The sequence below is a fragment of the Pseudoramibacter faecis genome, assembly GCF_036289405.1.
Taxonomy (GTDB): domain Bacteria; phylum Bacillota; class Clostridia; order Eubacteriales; family Eubacteriaceae; genus Pseudoramibacter; species Pseudoramibacter faecis.
In genome coordinates this window covers 160,624-176,916 of the sequence record NZ_JAYFFI010000002.1, presented here as the reverse complement: position 1 = coordinate 176,916, position 16,293 = coordinate 160,624, and the positions used below count along the sequence as shown (strand labels likewise).

The 16,293-nt window shown below is 48.5% G+C and carries 14 protein-coding genes; 7 read left to right on the top strand and 7 right to left on the bottom strand.

Annotated elements, in window-relative coordinates; all coding sequences use genetic code 11:
• Together V3C63_RS03475 and V3C63_RS03470 are read left to right on the top strand one after the other, a co-directional pair.
• Complete coding sequence (locus tag V3C63_RS03475; protein WP_329886433.1) at nucleotides 1–1,770, top strand: ABC transporter ATP-binding protein; 1,770 nt, start codon at nucleotides 1–3, stop codon at nucleotides 1,768–1,770.
• Complete coding sequence (locus V3C63_RS03470; protein WP_329886432.1) at nucleotides 1,751–3,499, top strand: ABC transporter ATP-binding protein; 1,749 nt, start codon at nucleotides 1,751–1,753, stop codon at nucleotides 3,497–3,499. Before V3C63_RS03475 ends, V3C63_RS03470 begins: the two co-directional genes overlap by 20 nt.
• 310 nt (nucleotides 3,500–3,809) lie before the next feature.
• On the opposite strand, the gene rpe is transcribed toward V3C63_RS03470, so the two are convergent.
• The 7 genes from rpe to dnaA all read right to left on the bottom strand — a co-directional run bounded on the left by rpe (nucleotide 3,810) and on the right by dnaA (nucleotide 13,284).
• The gene (gene rpe / locus V3C63_RS03465; protein WP_329886431.1) at nucleotides 3,810–4,469 is read right to left on the bottom strand and encodes a ribulose-phosphate 3-epimerase; all 660 of its coding nucleotides are present in this window, start codon (nucleotides 4,467–4,469) and stop codon (nucleotides 3,810–3,812) included.
• Nucleotides 4,470–4,521: 52 nt separating this feature from the next.
• Nucleotides 4,522–7,020: a DNA gyrase subunit A gene (gene gyrA, locus V3C63_RS03460; RefSeq protein WP_425355328.1), complete on the bottom strand. Its 2,499-nt coding sequence runs from the start codon at nucleotides 7,018–7,020 to the stop codon at nucleotides 4,522–4,524.
• 35 nt (nucleotides 7,021–7,055) lie between these two features.
• A complete protein-coding gene (gene gyrB / locus V3C63_RS03455) occupies nucleotides 7,056–8,975 on the bottom strand; it encodes a DNA topoisomerase (ATP-hydrolyzing) subunit B (RefSeq protein WP_329886430.1) in 1,920 nt (639 codons plus the stop codon).
• Between the two features lie 24 nt (nucleotides 8,976–8,999).
• Nucleotides 9,000–10,154 carry a DNA replication/repair protein RecF gene (gene recF / locus V3C63_RS03450; protein WP_329886429.1) on the bottom strand — a complete coding sequence of 385 codons (1,155 nt, stop codon included), beginning with the start codon at nucleotides 10,152–10,154 and terminating at the stop codon, nucleotides 9,000–9,002.
• Nucleotides 10,151–10,378, bottom strand: coding sequence for an RNA-binding S4 domain-containing protein (locus V3C63_RS03445; RefSeq protein WP_329886428.1), 228 nt, complete (start codon nucleotides 10,376–10,378; stop codon nucleotides 10,151–10,153). The genes recF and V3C63_RS03445 overlap by 4 nt, the downstream gene beginning before the upstream one ends.
• 199 nt (nucleotides 10,379–10,577) lie before the next feature.
• A complete protein-coding gene (gene dnaN, locus V3C63_RS03440; RefSeq protein ID WP_329886427.1) occupies nucleotides 10,578–11,687 on the bottom strand; it encodes a DNA polymerase III subunit beta in 1,110 nt (369 codons plus the stop codon).
• Nucleotides 11,688–11,910: 223 nt separating this feature from the next.
• On the bottom strand, nucleotides 11,911–13,284 hold the full coding sequence (gene dnaA, locus V3C63_RS03435; protein ID WP_329886426.1) for a chromosomal replication initiator protein DnaA: 1,374 nt from the start codon (nucleotides 13,282–13,284) through the stop codon (nucleotides 11,911–11,913).
• A 387-nt stretch (nucleotides 13,285–13,671) separates the two neighbouring features.
• Between dnaA and rpmH the strand changes: the two genes are divergently transcribed.
• The 5 genes from rpmH (at nucleotide 13,672) to jag (ending at nucleotide 16,164) form a co-directional block, all read left to right on the top strand.
• Nucleotides 13,672–13,806, top strand: coding sequence for a 50S ribosomal protein L34 (rpmH, locus tag V3C63_RS03430; protein WP_006599283.1), 135 nt, complete (start codon nucleotides 13,672–13,674; stop codon nucleotides 13,804–13,806).
• 75 nt (nucleotides 13,807–13,881) lie between these two features.
• Nucleotides 13,882–14,226 (top strand): ribonuclease P protein component, encoded by a 345-nt coding sequence (gene rnpA / locus V3C63_RS03425; protein ID WP_329886425.1) that lies wholly within the window; start codon nucleotides 13,882–13,884, stop codon nucleotides 14,224–14,226.
• Nucleotides 14,223–14,447 carry a membrane protein insertion efficiency factor YidD gene (yidD, locus tag V3C63_RS03420; protein WP_329886424.1) on the top strand — a complete coding sequence of 75 codons (225 nt, stop codon included), beginning with the start codon at nucleotides 14,223–14,225 and terminating at the stop codon, nucleotides 14,445–14,447. Before rnpA ends, yidD begins: the two co-directional genes overlap by 4 nt.
• A 44-nt stretch (nucleotides 14,448–14,491) precedes the next feature.
• The gene (locus V3C63_RS03415; protein ID WP_329886423.1) at nucleotides 14,492–15,382 is read left to right on the top strand and encodes a YidC/Oxa1 family membrane protein insertase; all 891 of its coding nucleotides are present in this window, start codon (nucleotides 14,492–14,494) and stop codon (nucleotides 15,380–15,382) included.
• Nucleotides 15,383–15,399: 17 nt separating this feature from the next.
• The gene (gene jag / locus V3C63_RS03410) at nucleotides 15,400–16,164 is read left to right on the top strand and encodes an RNA-binding cell elongation regulator Jag/EloR (protein WP_329886422.1); all 765 of its coding nucleotides are present in this window, start codon (nucleotides 15,400–15,402) and stop codon (nucleotides 16,162–16,164) included.
• Nucleotides 16,165–16,293 lie beyond the last annotated feature (129 nt).

The window sequence follows — 16,293 nt, the reverse complement described above, 5'->3', positions numbered from 1 at the left end:
ATGGACAAGAACGGTGAAAGAAGATTTGTTGACTTCTTAAAACCTTATACAACCTCATATATCGGTTCCGTTTTGCTGGCAATTGCGAGCGTATTTTGGGGACTTGCTCCCTACTATATCCTTTATCGTTTATTAAACGGACTTGTGTCGGGATTTAGCTATAAAGATATTATCATAGACACACTTTTTATTCTTGCAGCTTTTGTTTTACAGCTTATCTGCCACGGTTTATCCACTGCAATTTCTCATAAAACGGCTTTTCGCATACTGGGAGAGATACGAATTGCTATAACGAATAAGATGCTACGGATGCCGCTGGGATATATGCAACTGCATGGGACAGGACATTTTCAACATATGTTGATTGACGGAACGGAACGGCTCGAATTTCCTTTAGCTCATGCTATACCTGAAACAACATCAAATGTTTTGATTCCTGTGGGAATTATCGTTAGTTTGTTTTTTGTTGATTGGCGAATGGCTTTGGCTGTAATGGTACCCGCCGTACTGACTTTAATTTTTTATTTACCAATGTATATCGGCATCATGAACGAGTTCGCAAGCACATACTATTCGGCACTGGAACATATGAACGATAGAGTTATTGAATATATACGGGGAAATAAGGAAATTAAAATATTCGGTCAAGAAAAAAGGGCTTATTCTAAATATGAGGAAGCCATTCGTAATTACAAAAAATCCACATTAAAACTGTATAACAAAATGCATATCGTTTCAGCGCCGGCATTGGTTTTATTGTCTTCTATTACAGTAAGTGTTTTGTGTGTTGGCGGACACCTCTATGTGCATAGAGATCTTTCGGGACAGATTTTTCTCTTTTCCGTGTTGCTTTCCGTGGGACTTGGTTCATCTTTGCTTAAATTTACCGAGTTTATGGACAATTTCTATCACATAAGAAATGGAAAACATCTGATTGACGAAATTCTTTCCGCATCGGAATTAAAAGAAATTGCTTCAGGAGAAACGATTTCAAATAATAAAATTGAGCTGAGCAATGTTTCTTTTGCCTATGGAAAGGAAACGGTTTTACATGATATTTCTCTTACGATTGAGGAAAATACTAAAGTGGCTATTGTTGGTCCTTCAGGCAGCGGAAAGACTACGATTGCAAATCTCCTTGCAAGATTTTGGGATGTGACGGATGGATGCATCACAATTGGCGGTGTAGACTATAAAAGTCTTTCGCTTTCAGAGTTAATGGCAAAAATCAGTTATGTAACACAGGATACATTTTTGTTTAATATGTCTATCATGGAAAATATACGATTAGGAAACCCGGCAGCAACAGACGAGGAAGTCAAAATTGCTGCAACGAATGCACAATGCAGTGATTTTATCGAAAAACTTGAGCACGGTTACGATACCGTTGTCGGAAATGCGGGAGCAAAACTGTCTGGCGGGCAGCGGCAAAGAATTGTCATTGCAAGAGCAATTTTGAAAAATGCTCCCATTTTGATTTTAGATGAGGCGACTGCCTATACCGACATGGAGAATCAGAATAAAATTCAGGACTCATTGATGGCTTTATGTAAAAACAAAACATTGGTTGTTATTGCACATAGGCTTCCGACAGTTACAGATTGTGACAAGATTATTGTACTTGACGCCGGAAAGCTGGATTCTGTGGGGAAGCATGAGGAGTTGATTAAAACCTCTGCCTTATACAAAAAAATGTGGTCTGCCTATCTTTCGGAAACCTCGAAAATCAGTGAAAGAAAGGAGCCTTTCTATGCTAAAAACGGTTTATAAATTTTTGGAGCTGATGAAAGCACAGCGCAGAAAGCTCTACCTTTCATTCCTATTTAACTTTTTAGATGGAATATTCATTATGCTTCCCCTGGTCATGGCTTACTATTTGGTTGCATCCATACCGGAATTAAATAAAAATGCAACAAGACAGCTTGATGAAAAAACACTTATATTCTGTATCGCCGTTATGGCAGTAACAATTATCTGCCGCATTATTTTAAGATATGCTATCCTGCGTTTGCGTTCAGGAGCCGGGTACGAGGCGATATGTGAGAAGCGGATCGCTTTAGGTTCGCACCTTAAACAAGCTTCATTGGGCTTTTTCAGCAAAAAGAATCAAGGAGATCTTATATCCACAATTACTTCGGATGCGGCATTTCTTGAAATAGAAGGAATAGGCGTTATTGAAAAAGCTGCAACGGGAATTCCTTCTTTAGTTATCGGTTTAATATTTCTGTTCTGTGTGGACTATAGGGTATTTATTTTCTCTGTACTCTTGTTAATACCGGCTCGGTATACATATAGGCGTCTTGCTTCAACACAGGATAGATTAAATTTAAATCGGCAAAAACTCATCGGGACGGTGACAGAGGAAACAGTTGAATTCATCCATGGGATTCATATTTTGAAATCATGTCAAACGGAAAAGAAATATGAGACAAAAATCATGAAGATATTTGAAAAAATGCGGGATGAATCTATTCGCAATGAGCTTTCACATCTTTTTCCAATTGCCTTATTTCAATTTTGGTTTCGAGCGATAACCACCGGTATCATTTTCTTGGCAGGAATGCTTTTTCTTCTGAATGACATTGATTATATGCGATTGTTTTTATTAACTCTTTCATCTTTCGGCTTGTTTCAAGGGATAGAAGGGATGGGCATTTTCAGCATATTTGCAAAAATGACAAATCAATCCTTGGAACGCATGGATATGATTGATAACATTCCTGTTATGTCCGATATTTCCGGAGAAAAAGAGCTGCATCAATTTGATATTTCCTATGAGAATGTCAGCTTTGCTTATGATAGTACCCCTGTTCTTAGGGAAATTTCCTTTAATGTTCCGGAAAAAACAACTACGGCATTGGTGGGATTATCCGGCAGCGGAAAGACAACTATTATTAACTTACTTGGAAGGTTTTGGGATGCCCAGCAGGGAAAAATAAAAATAGGCGGCAAGGAAATTCAAAAATTGTCTTATGAACATTTACTGCACAATCTGAGTTTTGTATTTCAAGATATTCTTTTGTTTCAGGATTCTATTTTGAACAATATTAGAATAGGAAAACCGTCGGCATGCTTGGATGAAGTCATTGAAGCGGCAAAAAAAGCCGGATGTCACGATTTTATTATGGAACTCCCTGAGGGATACGATACTGTACCGGGAGAAGGCGGTTCAACTCTTTCCGGCGGTGAGAAGCAAAGAATTGCAATTGCCAGAGCTTTAATAAAAGATGCTCCGATAGTACTTTTAGACGAGGCGACTGCAAATATAGATGTAGAAAACGAAGTAAAAATACAATCGGCATTACAGTCGCTATTGAAGAATAAAACGGTTATTATGATTGCTCATAAATTATCGACAATACAGGATGTAGATCAAATTCTTGTTATTGAAGACGGTAGCATCAGTCAAAAAGGAACACATAATGAATTGATGAAGCAAATAGGATTGTATCAAAAACTTTGGGATATGCAATATCAAACAGAAAAATGGAAAATATAAGTTTTTACAAAGGAAAAAGTCTCTTATGCAAAGAAATGCAATATACAAAGTTGTATAAGACCGCCGCTCTAATCTTATGACTAAAGGAACGGGAGTTTAAAAAGGAAAAGAGAGGTTTTACTACTTCTTGACTACCTTTCAAAGCGAAAACACAAGCGGATTTAAGAAAAGATATACAAAATGCCTGAAACAACAGGCTATACCGGCATATAAAGACCTTTGAAAAGATAGTTGAAAATTTATATTAGAGTTTATCTATAAAAACCAAAAGCACGTTCTTTCCGACTTGAACGTGCTTTTTAAATGTCATTTAATTATTTTTTGATTCAAACAAGGTTTTAAAGCGCCCGACGTTGGCCGCGATATCCCCCTTAAACAGGCAAGACCCGGAGACAATGGTATCCGCCCCGGTGGTGAGAATTTCCGGCAGGGTGTCGAAATTAACACCGCCGTCGATCTCGAGACGCAATGGCCGGCCGCCGATCATATCATGCAGCTTTGCCAGCTTGTCCGTCGTTTCCGGGATATAGGACTGGCCGCCGAATCCGGGGTGCACCCCCATCACCAGCACCATGCTCACCCGATCGAGATAGGGCGCCACGGCCGCGGCCGGCGTTTCCGGCGAAATCACCACGGCGGGCTTCACACCGCACTTTTCAATCAAATCGAGGCAAGCATCCGTGTCATCGTCACACTCCACATGCACGGTAATGGTATCGGCGCCGGCTTTGGCAAAGCGCTCGATATAAGCAAGGGGATGAGTAATCATCAGATGCACATCAAAGGGGAGGGCCACGGCGCCACGCAGCTGGGCCACCTGGTCCGGTCCCATGGTGATATTAGGCACAAAATGCCCGTCCATAATATCCACGTGCAGCCAGTCAACGCCGGCCGCTTCCACCTGCTTCAAATGTTCGCCCAGACGCGAAAAATCGGCACTGAGCATCGAAATCGAAATGAGCTTATCCATGGTTTTCTCCTTTAGCAAGCCGGGAATTTTTATTTCCCAGGGAATCCTCACATCAATCGTCCATCATCGACAGCTGATCATCTTCGATGTCCACATCGTCGAGAGGCTCTTCATTTTGAACCTTGCAGATCGTCGCAATGCGTTCGTCGCCCTTGAGTTTCATCAGGCGCACCCCCTGGGTACTGCGGCCGATCTGGGAAATATCGTCGCCCTTGAGCTTGATCACGATGCCATCGTTGTTGATCATCATGATTTCGCCGCCGTCTTCAAGCACCGAAAAGCCCACAAGGTTGCCGGTTTTATTGGTGCATTTATAGGTCTGAATACCCTTGCCGCCGCGCTTTTGCACCCGGTATTGATCGGCGAATGTGCGCTTGCCATAACCCTTTTCAGCCACACAGAGCACATTGTTGTCCGCAGTGAGCAGATCCATGCCGACGACATGATCGTCCGTCCGCAGGCCAATGCCGCGAACTCCCATGGACATCCGTCCGGTGGCATTCACATCCCTGACTTTAAAGCGGATGGCGTAACCCAAATGGGTGCCCATCACCACATCCTCGGTATCGTCGGAAATCTGCACCTTGATCAGCTCGTCGCCGTCCCGCAGATTAATGCCGTTAATTCCGTTTTTCCGGGAGGATTCATAATCGGTCATCGCCGTCTTCTTGATCAGCCCGTGACAGGTTGCCATCACAAAATACTTATCCGCTTCAAAGGCCTTGACCTGAATCATCGTCGTAATGCTCTCGCCCGGATCCAGTTGCAGAATGTTCACAATGGCCGTGCCGCGGGAAGTGCGTCCGCCCACGGGAATTTCATACGCCTTGAGCCGGTAATATTTGCCCTTGTTGGTGAAGAAAAGCAGATCGTCGTGGGTCGATGTGGTGAAAATGTGCTCGATAAAGTCGTTCTCCCGGGTGGAGAGGGCCGAAATGCCCTTGCCACCGCGGTTCTGAGCTCGGTAGGTGTCTGCCGCGATGCGCTTCACATAACCCACGTGGGTCATCGTGACCACCACTTCTTCTTCTTTGATCAGATCTTCCACATCGAAATCCTCCACGTCGATGTCGAAGGAGGTTCGGCGATCGTCGCCGTATTTATCTTTGATCTCGGTCAGTTCGTCTTTGATAATGCCGAGCACCAACTTTTCGTCGGCCAGAATCGCCTTGTATTCGGCGATCTTTTGCATCAGCTCAGCGTATTCCGCTTCGATCTTTTCCCGTTCGAGACCGGTCAGCCGCTGCAGGCGCATGTCGAGGATGGCCTGGGCCTGAATATCCGTCAGCGCGAAGCGATCCATCAAATGGGTTTTGGCAATTTTCGCATCCCGAGATTCCCGGATGATCTGAATCACTTCGTCTATATTGTCCAGCGCGATGCGGTAGCCCTCGAGGATATGGGCCCTGGCTTCCGCCTTTTTCAGATCAAATTTCGTGCGGCGGACGATGATTTCCTTCTGGTGTTCGACGTAATCATGGAGAATCTGCTTGAGACTGAGCACCTTCGGCTGGCCGTCCACCAGGGCGAGCATGATCACGCCGTAGATGTCCTGAAGCTGGGTATGCTTATATAACTGGTTGAGCACGATGGTCGCGTTAGTGTCCCGCTTGAGCTCCACGACGATGCGGATGCCGTGCTTCAGGTCGGTTTCGTCGCGGATATCGGTGATGCCCTCGACGCGCTTGTCTTTGACCAGTTCGGCGATCTTCTGAATGAGCTTCGCCTTATTGACCATATAGGGAATTTCCGAAATGATAATCTGCTTCTTGCCCTTGGCCATGTCCTTCACGGCGACCTTAGAGCGAATCTTAATGCGGCCGCGGCCGGTTTCGTAGGCCTCGCGGATGCCGCTCTTGCCCAGGATCACCCCCGCGGTGGGAAAGTCCGGCCCTTTGATATGAGTCATCAAATCGTCGACGCTGATGCCCGGGTCGTCAATGTAGGCGATGGTCCCGTCGATCACCTCGCCAAGATTGTGGGGCGGGATATTGGTGGCCATCCCAACGGCAATCCCCTGGGAGCCGTTCACCAGCAAATGCGGGAAGCGGGAGGGCAGCACCACCGGTTCCTGCTCTGAGCCGTCAAAGTTATCCATGAAGTCGACGGTTTCCTTGTTGATATCCCGGAGCATTTCCAAGGAAATCCTGCTCATCCGCGCCTCGGTATAACGCATGGCGGCCGCGCCGTCGCCGTCCACCGAGCCGAAGTTCCCCTGCCCATTGACCGTCATATAGCGGGTGGAGAAGTCCTGGGCCATGCGCACCATGGCGTCATACACCGAGGAATCGCCGTGGGGATGGTATTTCCCCAGCACTTCCCCGACGATACGCGCCGATTTTCTAAAGGGCTTATCCGGCGTCATGCCCATCTGATGCATCGCGTAAAGAATGCGGCGATGCACCGGCTTAAGGCCGTCGCGCACATCGGGCAGCGCCCGCCCGATGATAACGCTCATCGCATAATCGATATAACAGTTTTTCATCTCGTCTTCGATTTTAACGTCTCGAAGATTGTGAGCCACCGTCAGCATAGTTTCGTTTTCGTCCATTTTATTCCTTTATGTGAATCCAATCCTGCAGCCGGTTAAATATCCAGATTCTGGACTTTCTTCGCGTTGCGCTCGATAAATTCCTTGCGGGGCTGCACCTTGTCGCCCATGAGCATGGTGAAGATTTCGTCCGCGTAGGTCGCGTCTTCGATGCCGACCCGCAGCATCGTGCGGGTGTCCGGGTTCATCGTGGTCTCCCAAAGCTGCTCCGCGTCCATTTCCCCCAGCCCTTTATAGCGCTGCAGGGTGATGCGGCTGCGGTCCTTGTCTTCAAGGCGGCGGTCCAGATCCGCGTCGTCATAGGCATATTCCACATGCTTGCCCCAGCTGACCTTGTAAAGCGGCGGCTGGGCGATATACACATAACCGTGATCGATCAGACCGCGCATATAGCGATAGAAGAAAGTGAGGAGCAGGGTGCGGATATGGGCGCCGTCGACATCGGCATCGGTCATGATGACAATTTTGTGATAGCGCGCCTTTTCAATGTCAAAATCCTCGGCGATGCCGGTGCCGAAGGCGGTAATCATCCCCTTGATCGTGTCGGAGGTGAGCATCCGGTCGAGCCGGGCCTTTTCGACGTTTAAAATCTTGCCGCGCAGGGGCAAAATCGCCTGGATCCGGGAATCCCGGCCCACCTTGGCCGAACCGCCGGCCGAGTCCCCTTCGACGATGAAGATTTCCGATTGAGCCGGATCTTTTTCCCGGCAGTCCGCGAGCTTCCCCGGCAGGGAAGTCGCGTCGAGGGCGCTTTTGCGCCGGGTCATCTCCCGGGCGCGCTTGGCTGCCATCCGCGCGTGGGAGGCCGAGATATTCTTTTCCACGATGGCCTTGGCCACGTTGGGATTTTCTTCGAGGAAATTGGAGAGCTCTTCGTTGACGATGGTCTCCACGATCCCCTTCACTTCCGGATTGCCCAGTTTGGTCTTGGTCTGCCCTTCAAACTGGGGCTCCAGCAATTTAATGGAGATCACCGCCGTAAGCCCCTCGCGCACGTCGTCTCCGGAGAGGTTCTTGTCGTTCTGCTTGAGCAGTCCGGCCTTGCGGGCATAATTGTTGATCGTTCGGGTCAGGGCGCTTTTAAACCCGTTCAGATGGGTGCCGCCCTCCGGGGTATAGATATTGTTCGCATAGGAATAAATATTTTCCTGATAGCCCCGGGTATACTGAAAGGCCAGCTCAAGAGCGTAATTATCCATGGCCTTCTCGTAATAGGTAATCTGCGTATAAAGCGGATCTTTATTGCGGTTCATATATTCGATATAGGAGCGGATCCCACCGGCATAATGGTATTCGCCTGTCTGCTCCTGGCCCGGCCGCTCATCCTTCAGCGTGATTGAAACGCCCTTATTGAGGAAAGCCAGCTCCCGCAGCCGGTGCTCTAACACGTCGTAATCGTAAATCGTCGTGTCGAAGATGGCCGGATCCGGCTTGAAGGTGATTTTGGTGCCGGTGCGGTTGGTTTTGCCGACCACCTCGAGCTCCGAGGTCTTATTCCCGCGTTCGAAGGTCTGGCGATAGATCTGCTTGTTCTGCTTGACCTCTACCGTCAGTGTTTCAGACAAGGCATTCACCACAGACACCCCGACGCCGTGAAGCCCGCCCGAAACCTTGTAGCCTCCGCCGCCGAACTTTCCGCCGGCGTGCAAAACAGTCAGCGCGAGCTCGACCCCGGTTTTGCCTTCTTTGTGATTGATGCCGGTGGGAATGCCGCGGCCGTCATCCACAACGGTCACGGCATTGTCTTTGTCCACCGAAACGATAATCTTGTTGCAGTAACCGGCCAGCGCCTCGTCGATGGCGTTATCGACCACTTCGTACACCAGGTGGTGCAGCCCCTGGGAGCCTGTGCTGCCGATATACATCCCCGGCCGCCGCTTGACCGCTTCCAGGCCTTCAAGCACCTGAATTTGGTCGGCGCCGTATTCATGATTGGTTTTCGTTGTTTCGGACATAATGCCTCCTCTGTCTGACTCTATCTAATCAACGCGCTCTGGCGCTGGATTTTGCTGTTTTATGCGGATAACGCCGTCTGAAATCCAATGCCCGTCTTGAATGGTCAATACCCGCTTCATGGCATCGGGATAACGCTCAGCAAACTGACTGTCGGTGCAGGTGATAAAGGCCTGAGTCCGGCCTAAAATGGCCAGAATTTGTTCCTGGCGCGCCGCGTCGAGCTCCGAGAGAATGTCGTCCAAAAGCACAATGGGCCAATCCCCGGTGGCGCGCCGGTAAATTTCGATCTGGGACAGCTTGAGGGCAATGGCCGCCGTGCGCTGCTGCCCCTGGGACGCGTATTTCCGCGCGTCCCTGCCGTCGATGCACACCTGCATATCGTCCACCTGGGGACCGGTGGCGGTGGATCCCCGGGCGATATCTTCTTCCACCGAGGCCTTTAGCCGCTCATCAAAACGTCGGGCGATCGCTTCCTGATCGGCCGGCTGATCAATCACGTTATTGTGATAGGACAGCTGCAGGGTCTCCCGCCCGTCGGAAAGGCCGCTGTGCAGCTGTTTTGCCACCGCGTTGAGCCTTTTCAGATAAGCCTGGCGGTAGCGGATCAGCCTGGCGCCGTAGTGCACCAGCTGCGCGTCCCAGCCGGCCAGCAGGGTTTGAAGGGAGGCCGCATGGCGAATCTCCTTGAGCAGGGCATTGCGCTGGGCCAGCGCCTTTCGGTAATGCCCCAGCACCGGCAAATAGCTCGGCATATGCCCGCTGATCTCCTCGTTCATAAAGCGGCGGCGCTTCTCCGGTCCGGCTTTCACGATGCGCAGATCGTCCGGCTCAAATAAAATGATGTGGACGATTTTGCCGGCTGCCGCGTGCTTGGGCTCTTTTTTGCCGTCGATCGTCAGCACCTTGCGCCGATTTTCATAGCGCACGCAAATCTCGTGGTGAGTCCCGTCCTGCCAAACGCCGGCCCTGGCAAAAAACGCCGGCTGTTCGAACTGAACAAGATCCGCCACGGTTGTCGCGCGGTGGGAATAGCCCCGCGCCAGAAAAAACAGCGCTTCTAACAGGTTGGTCTTTCCCTGGGCGTTGGCGCCGGTGATCACGTTGATATGATCGGAAAAATCAAATTGCTCCGAGGCGTAATTGCGAAAATGTTTCAGCTGTAAATCGGTGATAATCATTCGGAGGTCCGGCCGCCGGTGACGCGCCACACCCCCAGATCCGCCACGGCCACCTGCTGTCCCGGACGGATTTTTTTGCCGCGCATCGTGCAGATTTCGCCGTCCACCCGGACCATTTCGCCCAGAACCATGGCCTTGGCCATCGCTCCAGATTCGGCCGCGCCGATGTATTTCAGCAGCTGATCCAACTTGATAAAGGCGGTATGAATTTGAATTTTTTCCATTTTTCTCCTGTTTTTTTCCATGATTGAAGCCGTTGGTCTTCATTTGACCCTTTGGGGCTAAAACGTGCAAAAATGGTGAATTAAATGCCAACAAGGGATACCTTCACCATTTATCCTATCCATTATAACAAAAAAAGAACCGCATGCCAACGGACTCTGCGGTTCTTTTTGATAAGGTTCGGTTAAAATGGCCGGCCCCCTACATGTCGTCGGAGACGCGCACCGGCAGAATCAGATACACATAGCGGTTGTCTTCCGACTGAATGACCGCCGGCCCCACCGGGTTGGTCATGTCAATGGTGATTTGTTCCTGATCGATAGCCCGCAACGCATCGATAATAAATTTTGAATTAAAAGCGATTTTGAGATCGTCGCCGGTCTTCTGGATGGGAATCACCTCGTGCACATCGCCGATCTCCGCGTTGGAAGAGAGCGTTAGTTCGTCGATGCCAAAGGCCATTTTAATCAGGTTGTTTTTGCCTTCTCGGGCCAAAAGCGCCGCGCGTTCAGTGCTGTCGAGCAGTAATTTTTTATCGATGACCACTTCGGTGTTTTTCTCTTTTGGAATGATGTGCTTATAATTGATGAACTCCCCTTCGAGCAGGCGGGAGGTGAACTGGGTATCGCCCATCGTAAAGAAAATCTGCGCCTTTGACAGGTTCACTTGGATGTCGCCGCTCGCGCCGGAAAGCAATTTGTCCAGCTCCGTCATGCTCTTGCCCGGCACGATAATGGACACCGCCTCGTTGATGGGCGTGCTGAGGGCGCCCCGGCGCAGGGCAAGCCGGTAGCCGTCCAGCGCGATCATGGTCAGCTGGTCCCGTTCAATTTCAAGCTTAAGTCCGGTAAGCACCGGGATATTTTCCTTAATGGCGACGGCAAAAATCGTCCCGTGAATCATCGCTTTCAGCGCTGACGCATCCACGGTGAAGCTGTAGTCGTCGATCACCTTTGGGAATTCCGGAAATTCGTCGGAAGGCATCCCCTTAATGGTAAAGGTGGAGCATTCACAGGTCATTTTGAGCTGGTGCTGAGCCATTTGTTCAAAAAAGACATCCTCGCCGGACAGTTTGCGAACCAACTCAAAGATAAAGTTGGATTGCAGGATCAGTTCGCCGTCCTGTTCGATGTGAGCCGGGATAGATGTCTGAATGCTGATTTCCAGGTTGGTCGAGGTCAAAAACAGACGATGATCGTAAACTTCAAAAAGAATCCCTTCAAGAATGGGCATGGTGGTTTTGTTGGAGACACCTCGGGAGACCAGGGAAAGGGCGCTGATCAGATCGGATTTGGAACAGTCAAATTTCATGGTTTACCTCTTGAATATTGTTTTTCGTTTTGACAGACAGCCGGATGATGGTTGTGCCTAGCTGTGGTCTATATATAAGTTAAGGTATAATTCGTCATAATAGTCGTAAGCTCTGTGAAGACTGTGGATAAGTCTGAGTGCACGGAAAACGGCGAAAAGCACCGGATCGGGTTTGTGGGTAAGCTGTGGATGGATGGTGATTGACGCCGTGGACAAGCGTGGCTTATTGTCCTTGAATATCGCTTTGAATACGGAGCACCAAATTTTTAAAATCGGTGTTGGCATCGATGTTTTCACGGATCTTTTGATACGCGTGGATGACGGTGGAGTGATCCCGTCCACCGAAGGCTTCGCCGATGGCGGGCAGGGACATATTGGTCATCTCGCGGCACAGATACATGGCCACCTGACGCGGAGTGGTGATGGCCTTGGTGCGCTTTTTGCCGTTCATATCCTCGATGGTGGTATTAAAGTATTTTGCGGTGACTTCCTTAATATAATCCGCGTTAATGTCGTGCTGCCGGGAGACGAACAGATCGGCGAGTGCTTCCCTGGCAAAATCGAGATTGATGGTTTCGCCGTGAAGCTTGGAGTAGGCGACCACAGTGGTCAGCGCGCCTTCGAGCTCCCGGATATTGGAATGAATGTTGTCGGCGATAAAGTTCATGACGTCGTCGGGGATGTCCTCGGCGTTGGACTCGGCCTTTTTGCGCAAAATGGCCATTCGCGTCTCGAAATTCGGCGTGGAAATGTCGGTGATAAGCCCCATTTCAAAACGGCTGCGCAGCCGTTCGGCGAGCTTTGGGATTTCCCGCGGCGGCCGGTCCGAGCTGATGACAATCTGTTTGTTTTCGTCGTGAAGGGCGTTAAAGGTGTGGAAGAACTCCTCCTGGGTGCCCTCTTTGCCGGATAAGAATTGAATATCGTCGATGAGCAGGATGTCGACATTGCGGTAGCGATTGCGAAAAGACAGGTTGTTTTTGTTTTGAATCGCGTCGATGAATTCGTTGGTGAAGGTTTCGCAGGAAACGTAGATCACTTTTTTATCCGGCGTATAGGTCAGGATATAATTGCCGATGGCCTGCATGAGATGGGTTTTACCGAGGCCGACGCCCCCGTAAATAAAAAGCGGGTTGTAGCGTTCCGACGGCGCTTCCGATACGGCGACACAAGCGGCGTGAGCAAAACGGTTATTTTCCCCGATAACGAAGCGTTCAAAGGTATATTTTGAGTTGATGCCCGTCCCGGTGTGGGCGGGTTTAACTTTAGCATCTGGTGTGTCTGTTTTTTCTTCTGCCGTTTCCCGAGGTGCCGCTGTCGGAGCCGCCTCTTTTGGAATATCGTCTTCACTCAGGATAAATACGGCCTTTAAATGATCATTTTTTGTTAAAAAAGACAGAGCGGTGTTGGTTACGGTTTCGTAGCGCTCCCGCATAACCGCTTGGTTAAAGGAATTTTCAACCAATAAATAAACGAAGTTATCCCGGTACAGGATGGGTTTGACCGATGGAAACCAGGTTCTAAAACTTACTTCGGTGAGTTGTTCGGCGATCAGTTCAAGGGCTTGCTGCCATAGAATATTCAACGAGTCGTCCACATAAGCCTCCAATAAATGTTGATAAATATACATTCATATTTTAAAAACGCAGCTTGTTCGTAAATTTATCCCGAAGAAGAATGGAGATAAATTAGGATGATCTGGGAAATATCAACATTTATCCCCAGATTTATCCACAAAAATAGAAAAGTTGTTGATAAAAGGCTGTGGATAATGTTAAAAGTGTGCATTCATTATAGCAAATTCAATTCGGGCATTCAAGTATCCACAGGGAATGCCCGATGAAATCCGGGGAAGCGACGGGATTTTAAAAAATGGCTTGACATCGACGTTTCAACATAATATACTTTTTAAGTAATACGGTATTTTAGAATGGTATTGATTATTAAACGATGAATGAAAAGTTAATATTAGGAGGAAATCACAATGAAACAGACGTTTCAGCCTAAGGTCAGACAGCGCAAAAAAGAACATGGTTTCAGAAAAAGAATGAAAACGCGCAGTGGTCGTCTGGTTCTGAAAAGAAGAAGACAAAAGGGCAGAGCAAAATTATCTGCATAACCTCAAGACCGTTTGTTTGAATGAACGGTCTTTTTTATAGGAAGAATTTGGATTGAATGGATTTTGGAGCGGATGATGGCCTTGAATTCTTTAAAAAGTGAAAAAGATTTCAATGACGTATTCCGAAAGGGACAACGGTTTGGCAATCGTCACTTTCAATTTTATTATTTGAAAAATTGGGAAAATACCAATCGTTTGGGTATTATTGTTAGCAAGAAAGTGTCGAAGCGGGCTGTTGTCCGAAATAGGATCCGCAGAAGGATGCGTGAAGCCTATCGTCTTCACAGCGGAGATTTTCAAACGGGTTACGATTTGATCATCATCGCCAAGGCGCGGTGTGCCTCGGCGACCTATGCGGAGATAGAACATTCTTTGACACATTTGTTTTATAAAACGAAACTGGAAGTGAGTCGACTATGATCAGTCAGGTGATTGCGCGGGGCATGCTGCTCTTAATTCGAGGGTATCAGCGGGTGATTTCGCCGCTTTTGCCGCGATCGTGTCGTTTTTATCCGACCTGCTCAAACTATTGTTACGAAGCCATTCAAAAATACGGTCCGAGAAAAGGGCTGTGGCTGGGAATGAAGCGCATTGCCCGATGTCATCCTTTTAATCCCGGCGGGTACGATCCAGTTCCGTGATCTTTCTGAAAAAGGAATGGAAAGCAAAGGAGAAAAGGTTTTAGATGAATATTTTATACCAGGCGTTCGGATTTGTTCTTTATCAGATTTACAACCTGGTTAAAGATTACGGTTTTGCGGTAATTTTATTTACCATTATTGTTAAAACCATCATTTTGCCGCTGAATATCAAACAGACCAATTCGATGCGGGAAATGCAGGCCGTTCAGCCGGAACTCAACAATCTTCAGAAAAAATACAAAAACAATCCGGAAAAACTCAATGCGGAAACCATGAAGCTGTACAAACTTTACAACGTGAACCCGATGGCCGGGTGTCTGCCGCTGCTCATTCAGCTGCCGATTATCTGGGGATTGTTCGGCGCGTTGCGTTCACCGGCGAAATATGTTTTTACCAACGGTAATTTGTCGGCGCTGCGGGCTGGCTTTTACTGGATTCCGGATCTAGGGAAATCAGATCCGTATTTCGTGTTGCCGATTCTCTGCGTGGTGTTAACCTTTATCACGCAATGGTATATGATGCGCTTTCAGAACGATGGGAACAAAGCGGCGCAAAGTTCACAAAAAGTGATGCTTTATGTGATGCCCCTGATGATCGGCTGGTTTGCCGTTAAAATGCCGGCTGGGGTCGCTCTATACTGGGTGGTGCAGAATGCCTATACCTTCGTGCAGCAATTCCTGGTAATGCGCAAACCGGTTGAAAAAGTATCGATTGAGGAAGCGGAGCGCCGGGTGGAAGAAGCCAAACGTCAGGAAAAGAAAGAAAAGAAGAGCATGCTCAAGGAGCAAAGTCAGATGCGGCAGCAGCAGATGACCGGTCAGTTGGGGAAGACTGCTAAAAAGAAGGCCAGTCGCCCCAAGACCAAGCCAGCTTCTTCGAAACGCAAAGTGGTGACGAAGATTCCGCAAAGCGATGAACGGACGAAAAAATCCTGATGGAGGCAGACAAAAAAATGGAAGCAAAAGGTAAAACAGTCTCAGAAGCCCTTCGGAAAGCGTTGACGGCGCTCGGTCTGACGGAAGATCAGGTGGATGTTAGGGTGGTTCAGAAACCGGAATTTGGTGTTCTTGGGATTTTCGGCAAGAAAGAAGCGGTTATCGAGGTAACGCCGAAGAACGTTGAAGCAAGGCCGCCAGTCGCGGCGACTGCAGCATCATCGGAAGTGCCGACTGAGGCTGAAGCTGATGTCAATGAGGCGGTTGCCGACATGGCTGAAATCAATGCTTATCTGGATGACGAAGCGAAAGCTATTCAGACGGCGGCCAAACGATTTTTGAAAGATATGATTACGGCGATGGCGTTGGAGGTGGCGGTTACCACCGATTACGATCGGGACAATGATGTGCTTCATGTCGAGCTGGCCGGTCCGAAGATGGGGATTCTCATCGGGCGCCGCGGCCAGACGCTGGATGCCATTCAGTATCTGACCAGCCTGGCGGTGAATAAAACGACCGATCACTATGTGCGGGTGTTGATTGATACCGAGCATTACCGTGAAAAACGGCAGGGCACTCTGGAGCACCTGGCCCATAAAATGGCCGACAAAGCGGTGCGCTATCATAAAAAGATGGTCCTTGAACCGATGAATCCGGGAGAACGCCGCATTATCCACGCCACCCTTCAGGACAGCGAAACCGTCTATACCTACAGTGAAGGGCACGATCCCTATCGTCATGTGGTTATCGATTTAAAAGAAAATCAGGACCGCAAAGATTGATATTTCGCTATCTGCGATAAATAAACTGGTGAAAGCAGTTTGTTGGATAACAAGTGCTTTCGCCAGTTTTTTTGTTATAATGATTTTCTGAATAACGATCATCGGTCAATGGTGAGATTGAGATTTAAC

What these genes read in the sequence shown, in the direction of transcription:
- V3C63_RS03475 (WP_329886433.1), top strand. Translation starts at nt 1, where the DNA reads ATGGACAAGAACGGTGAAAGAAGATTTGTTGACTTCTTAAAACCTTAT.
- V3C63_RS03470 (WP_329886432.1), top strand. Translation starts at nt 1,751, where the DNA reads ATGCTAAAAACGGTTTATAAATTTTTGGAGCTGATGAAAGCACAGCGC.
- rpe (WP_329886431.1), bottom strand. Translation starts at nt 4,469, where the DNA reads ATGGATAAGCTCATTTCGATTTCGATGCTCAGTGCCGATTTTTCGCGT.
- gyrA (WP_425355328.1), bottom strand. Translation starts at nt 7,020, where the DNA reads ATGGACGAAAACGAAACTATGCTGACGGTGGCTCACAATCTTCGAGAC.
- gyrB (WP_329886430.1), bottom strand. Translation starts at nt 8,975, where the DNA reads ATGTCCGAAACAACGAAAACCAATCATGAATACGGCGCCGACCAAATT.
- recF (WP_329886429.1), bottom strand. Translation starts at nt 10,154, where the DNA reads ATGATTATCACCGATTTACAGCTGAAACATTTTCGCAATTACGCCTCG.
- V3C63_RS03445 (WP_329886428.1), bottom strand. Translation starts at nt 10,378, where the DNA reads ATGGAAAAAATTCAAATTCATACCGCCTTTATCAAGTTGGATCAGCTG.
- dnaN (WP_329886427.1), bottom strand. Translation starts at nt 11,687, where the DNA reads ATGAAATTTGACTGTTCCAAATCCGATCTGATCAGCGCCCTTTCCCTG.
- rpmH (WP_006599283.1), top strand. Translation starts at nt 13,672, where the DNA reads ATGAAACAGACGTTTCAGCCTAAGGTCAGACAGCGCAAAAAAGAACAT.
- rnpA (WP_329886425.1), top strand. Translation starts at nt 13,882, where the DNA reads ATGGCCTTGAATTCTTTAAAAAGTGAAAAAGATTTCAATGACGTATTC.
- yidD (WP_329886424.1), top strand. Translation starts at nt 14,223, where the DNA reads ATGATCAGTCAGGTGATTGCGCGGGGCATGCTGCTCTTAATTCGAGGG.
- V3C63_RS03415 (WP_329886423.1), top strand. Translation starts at nt 14,492, where the DNA reads ATGAATATTTTATACCAGGCGTTCGGATTTGTTCTTTATCAGATTTAC.
- jag (WP_329886422.1), top strand. Translation starts at nt 15,400, where the DNA reads ATGGAAGCAAAAGGTAAAACAGTCTCAGAAGCCCTTCGGAAAGCGTTG.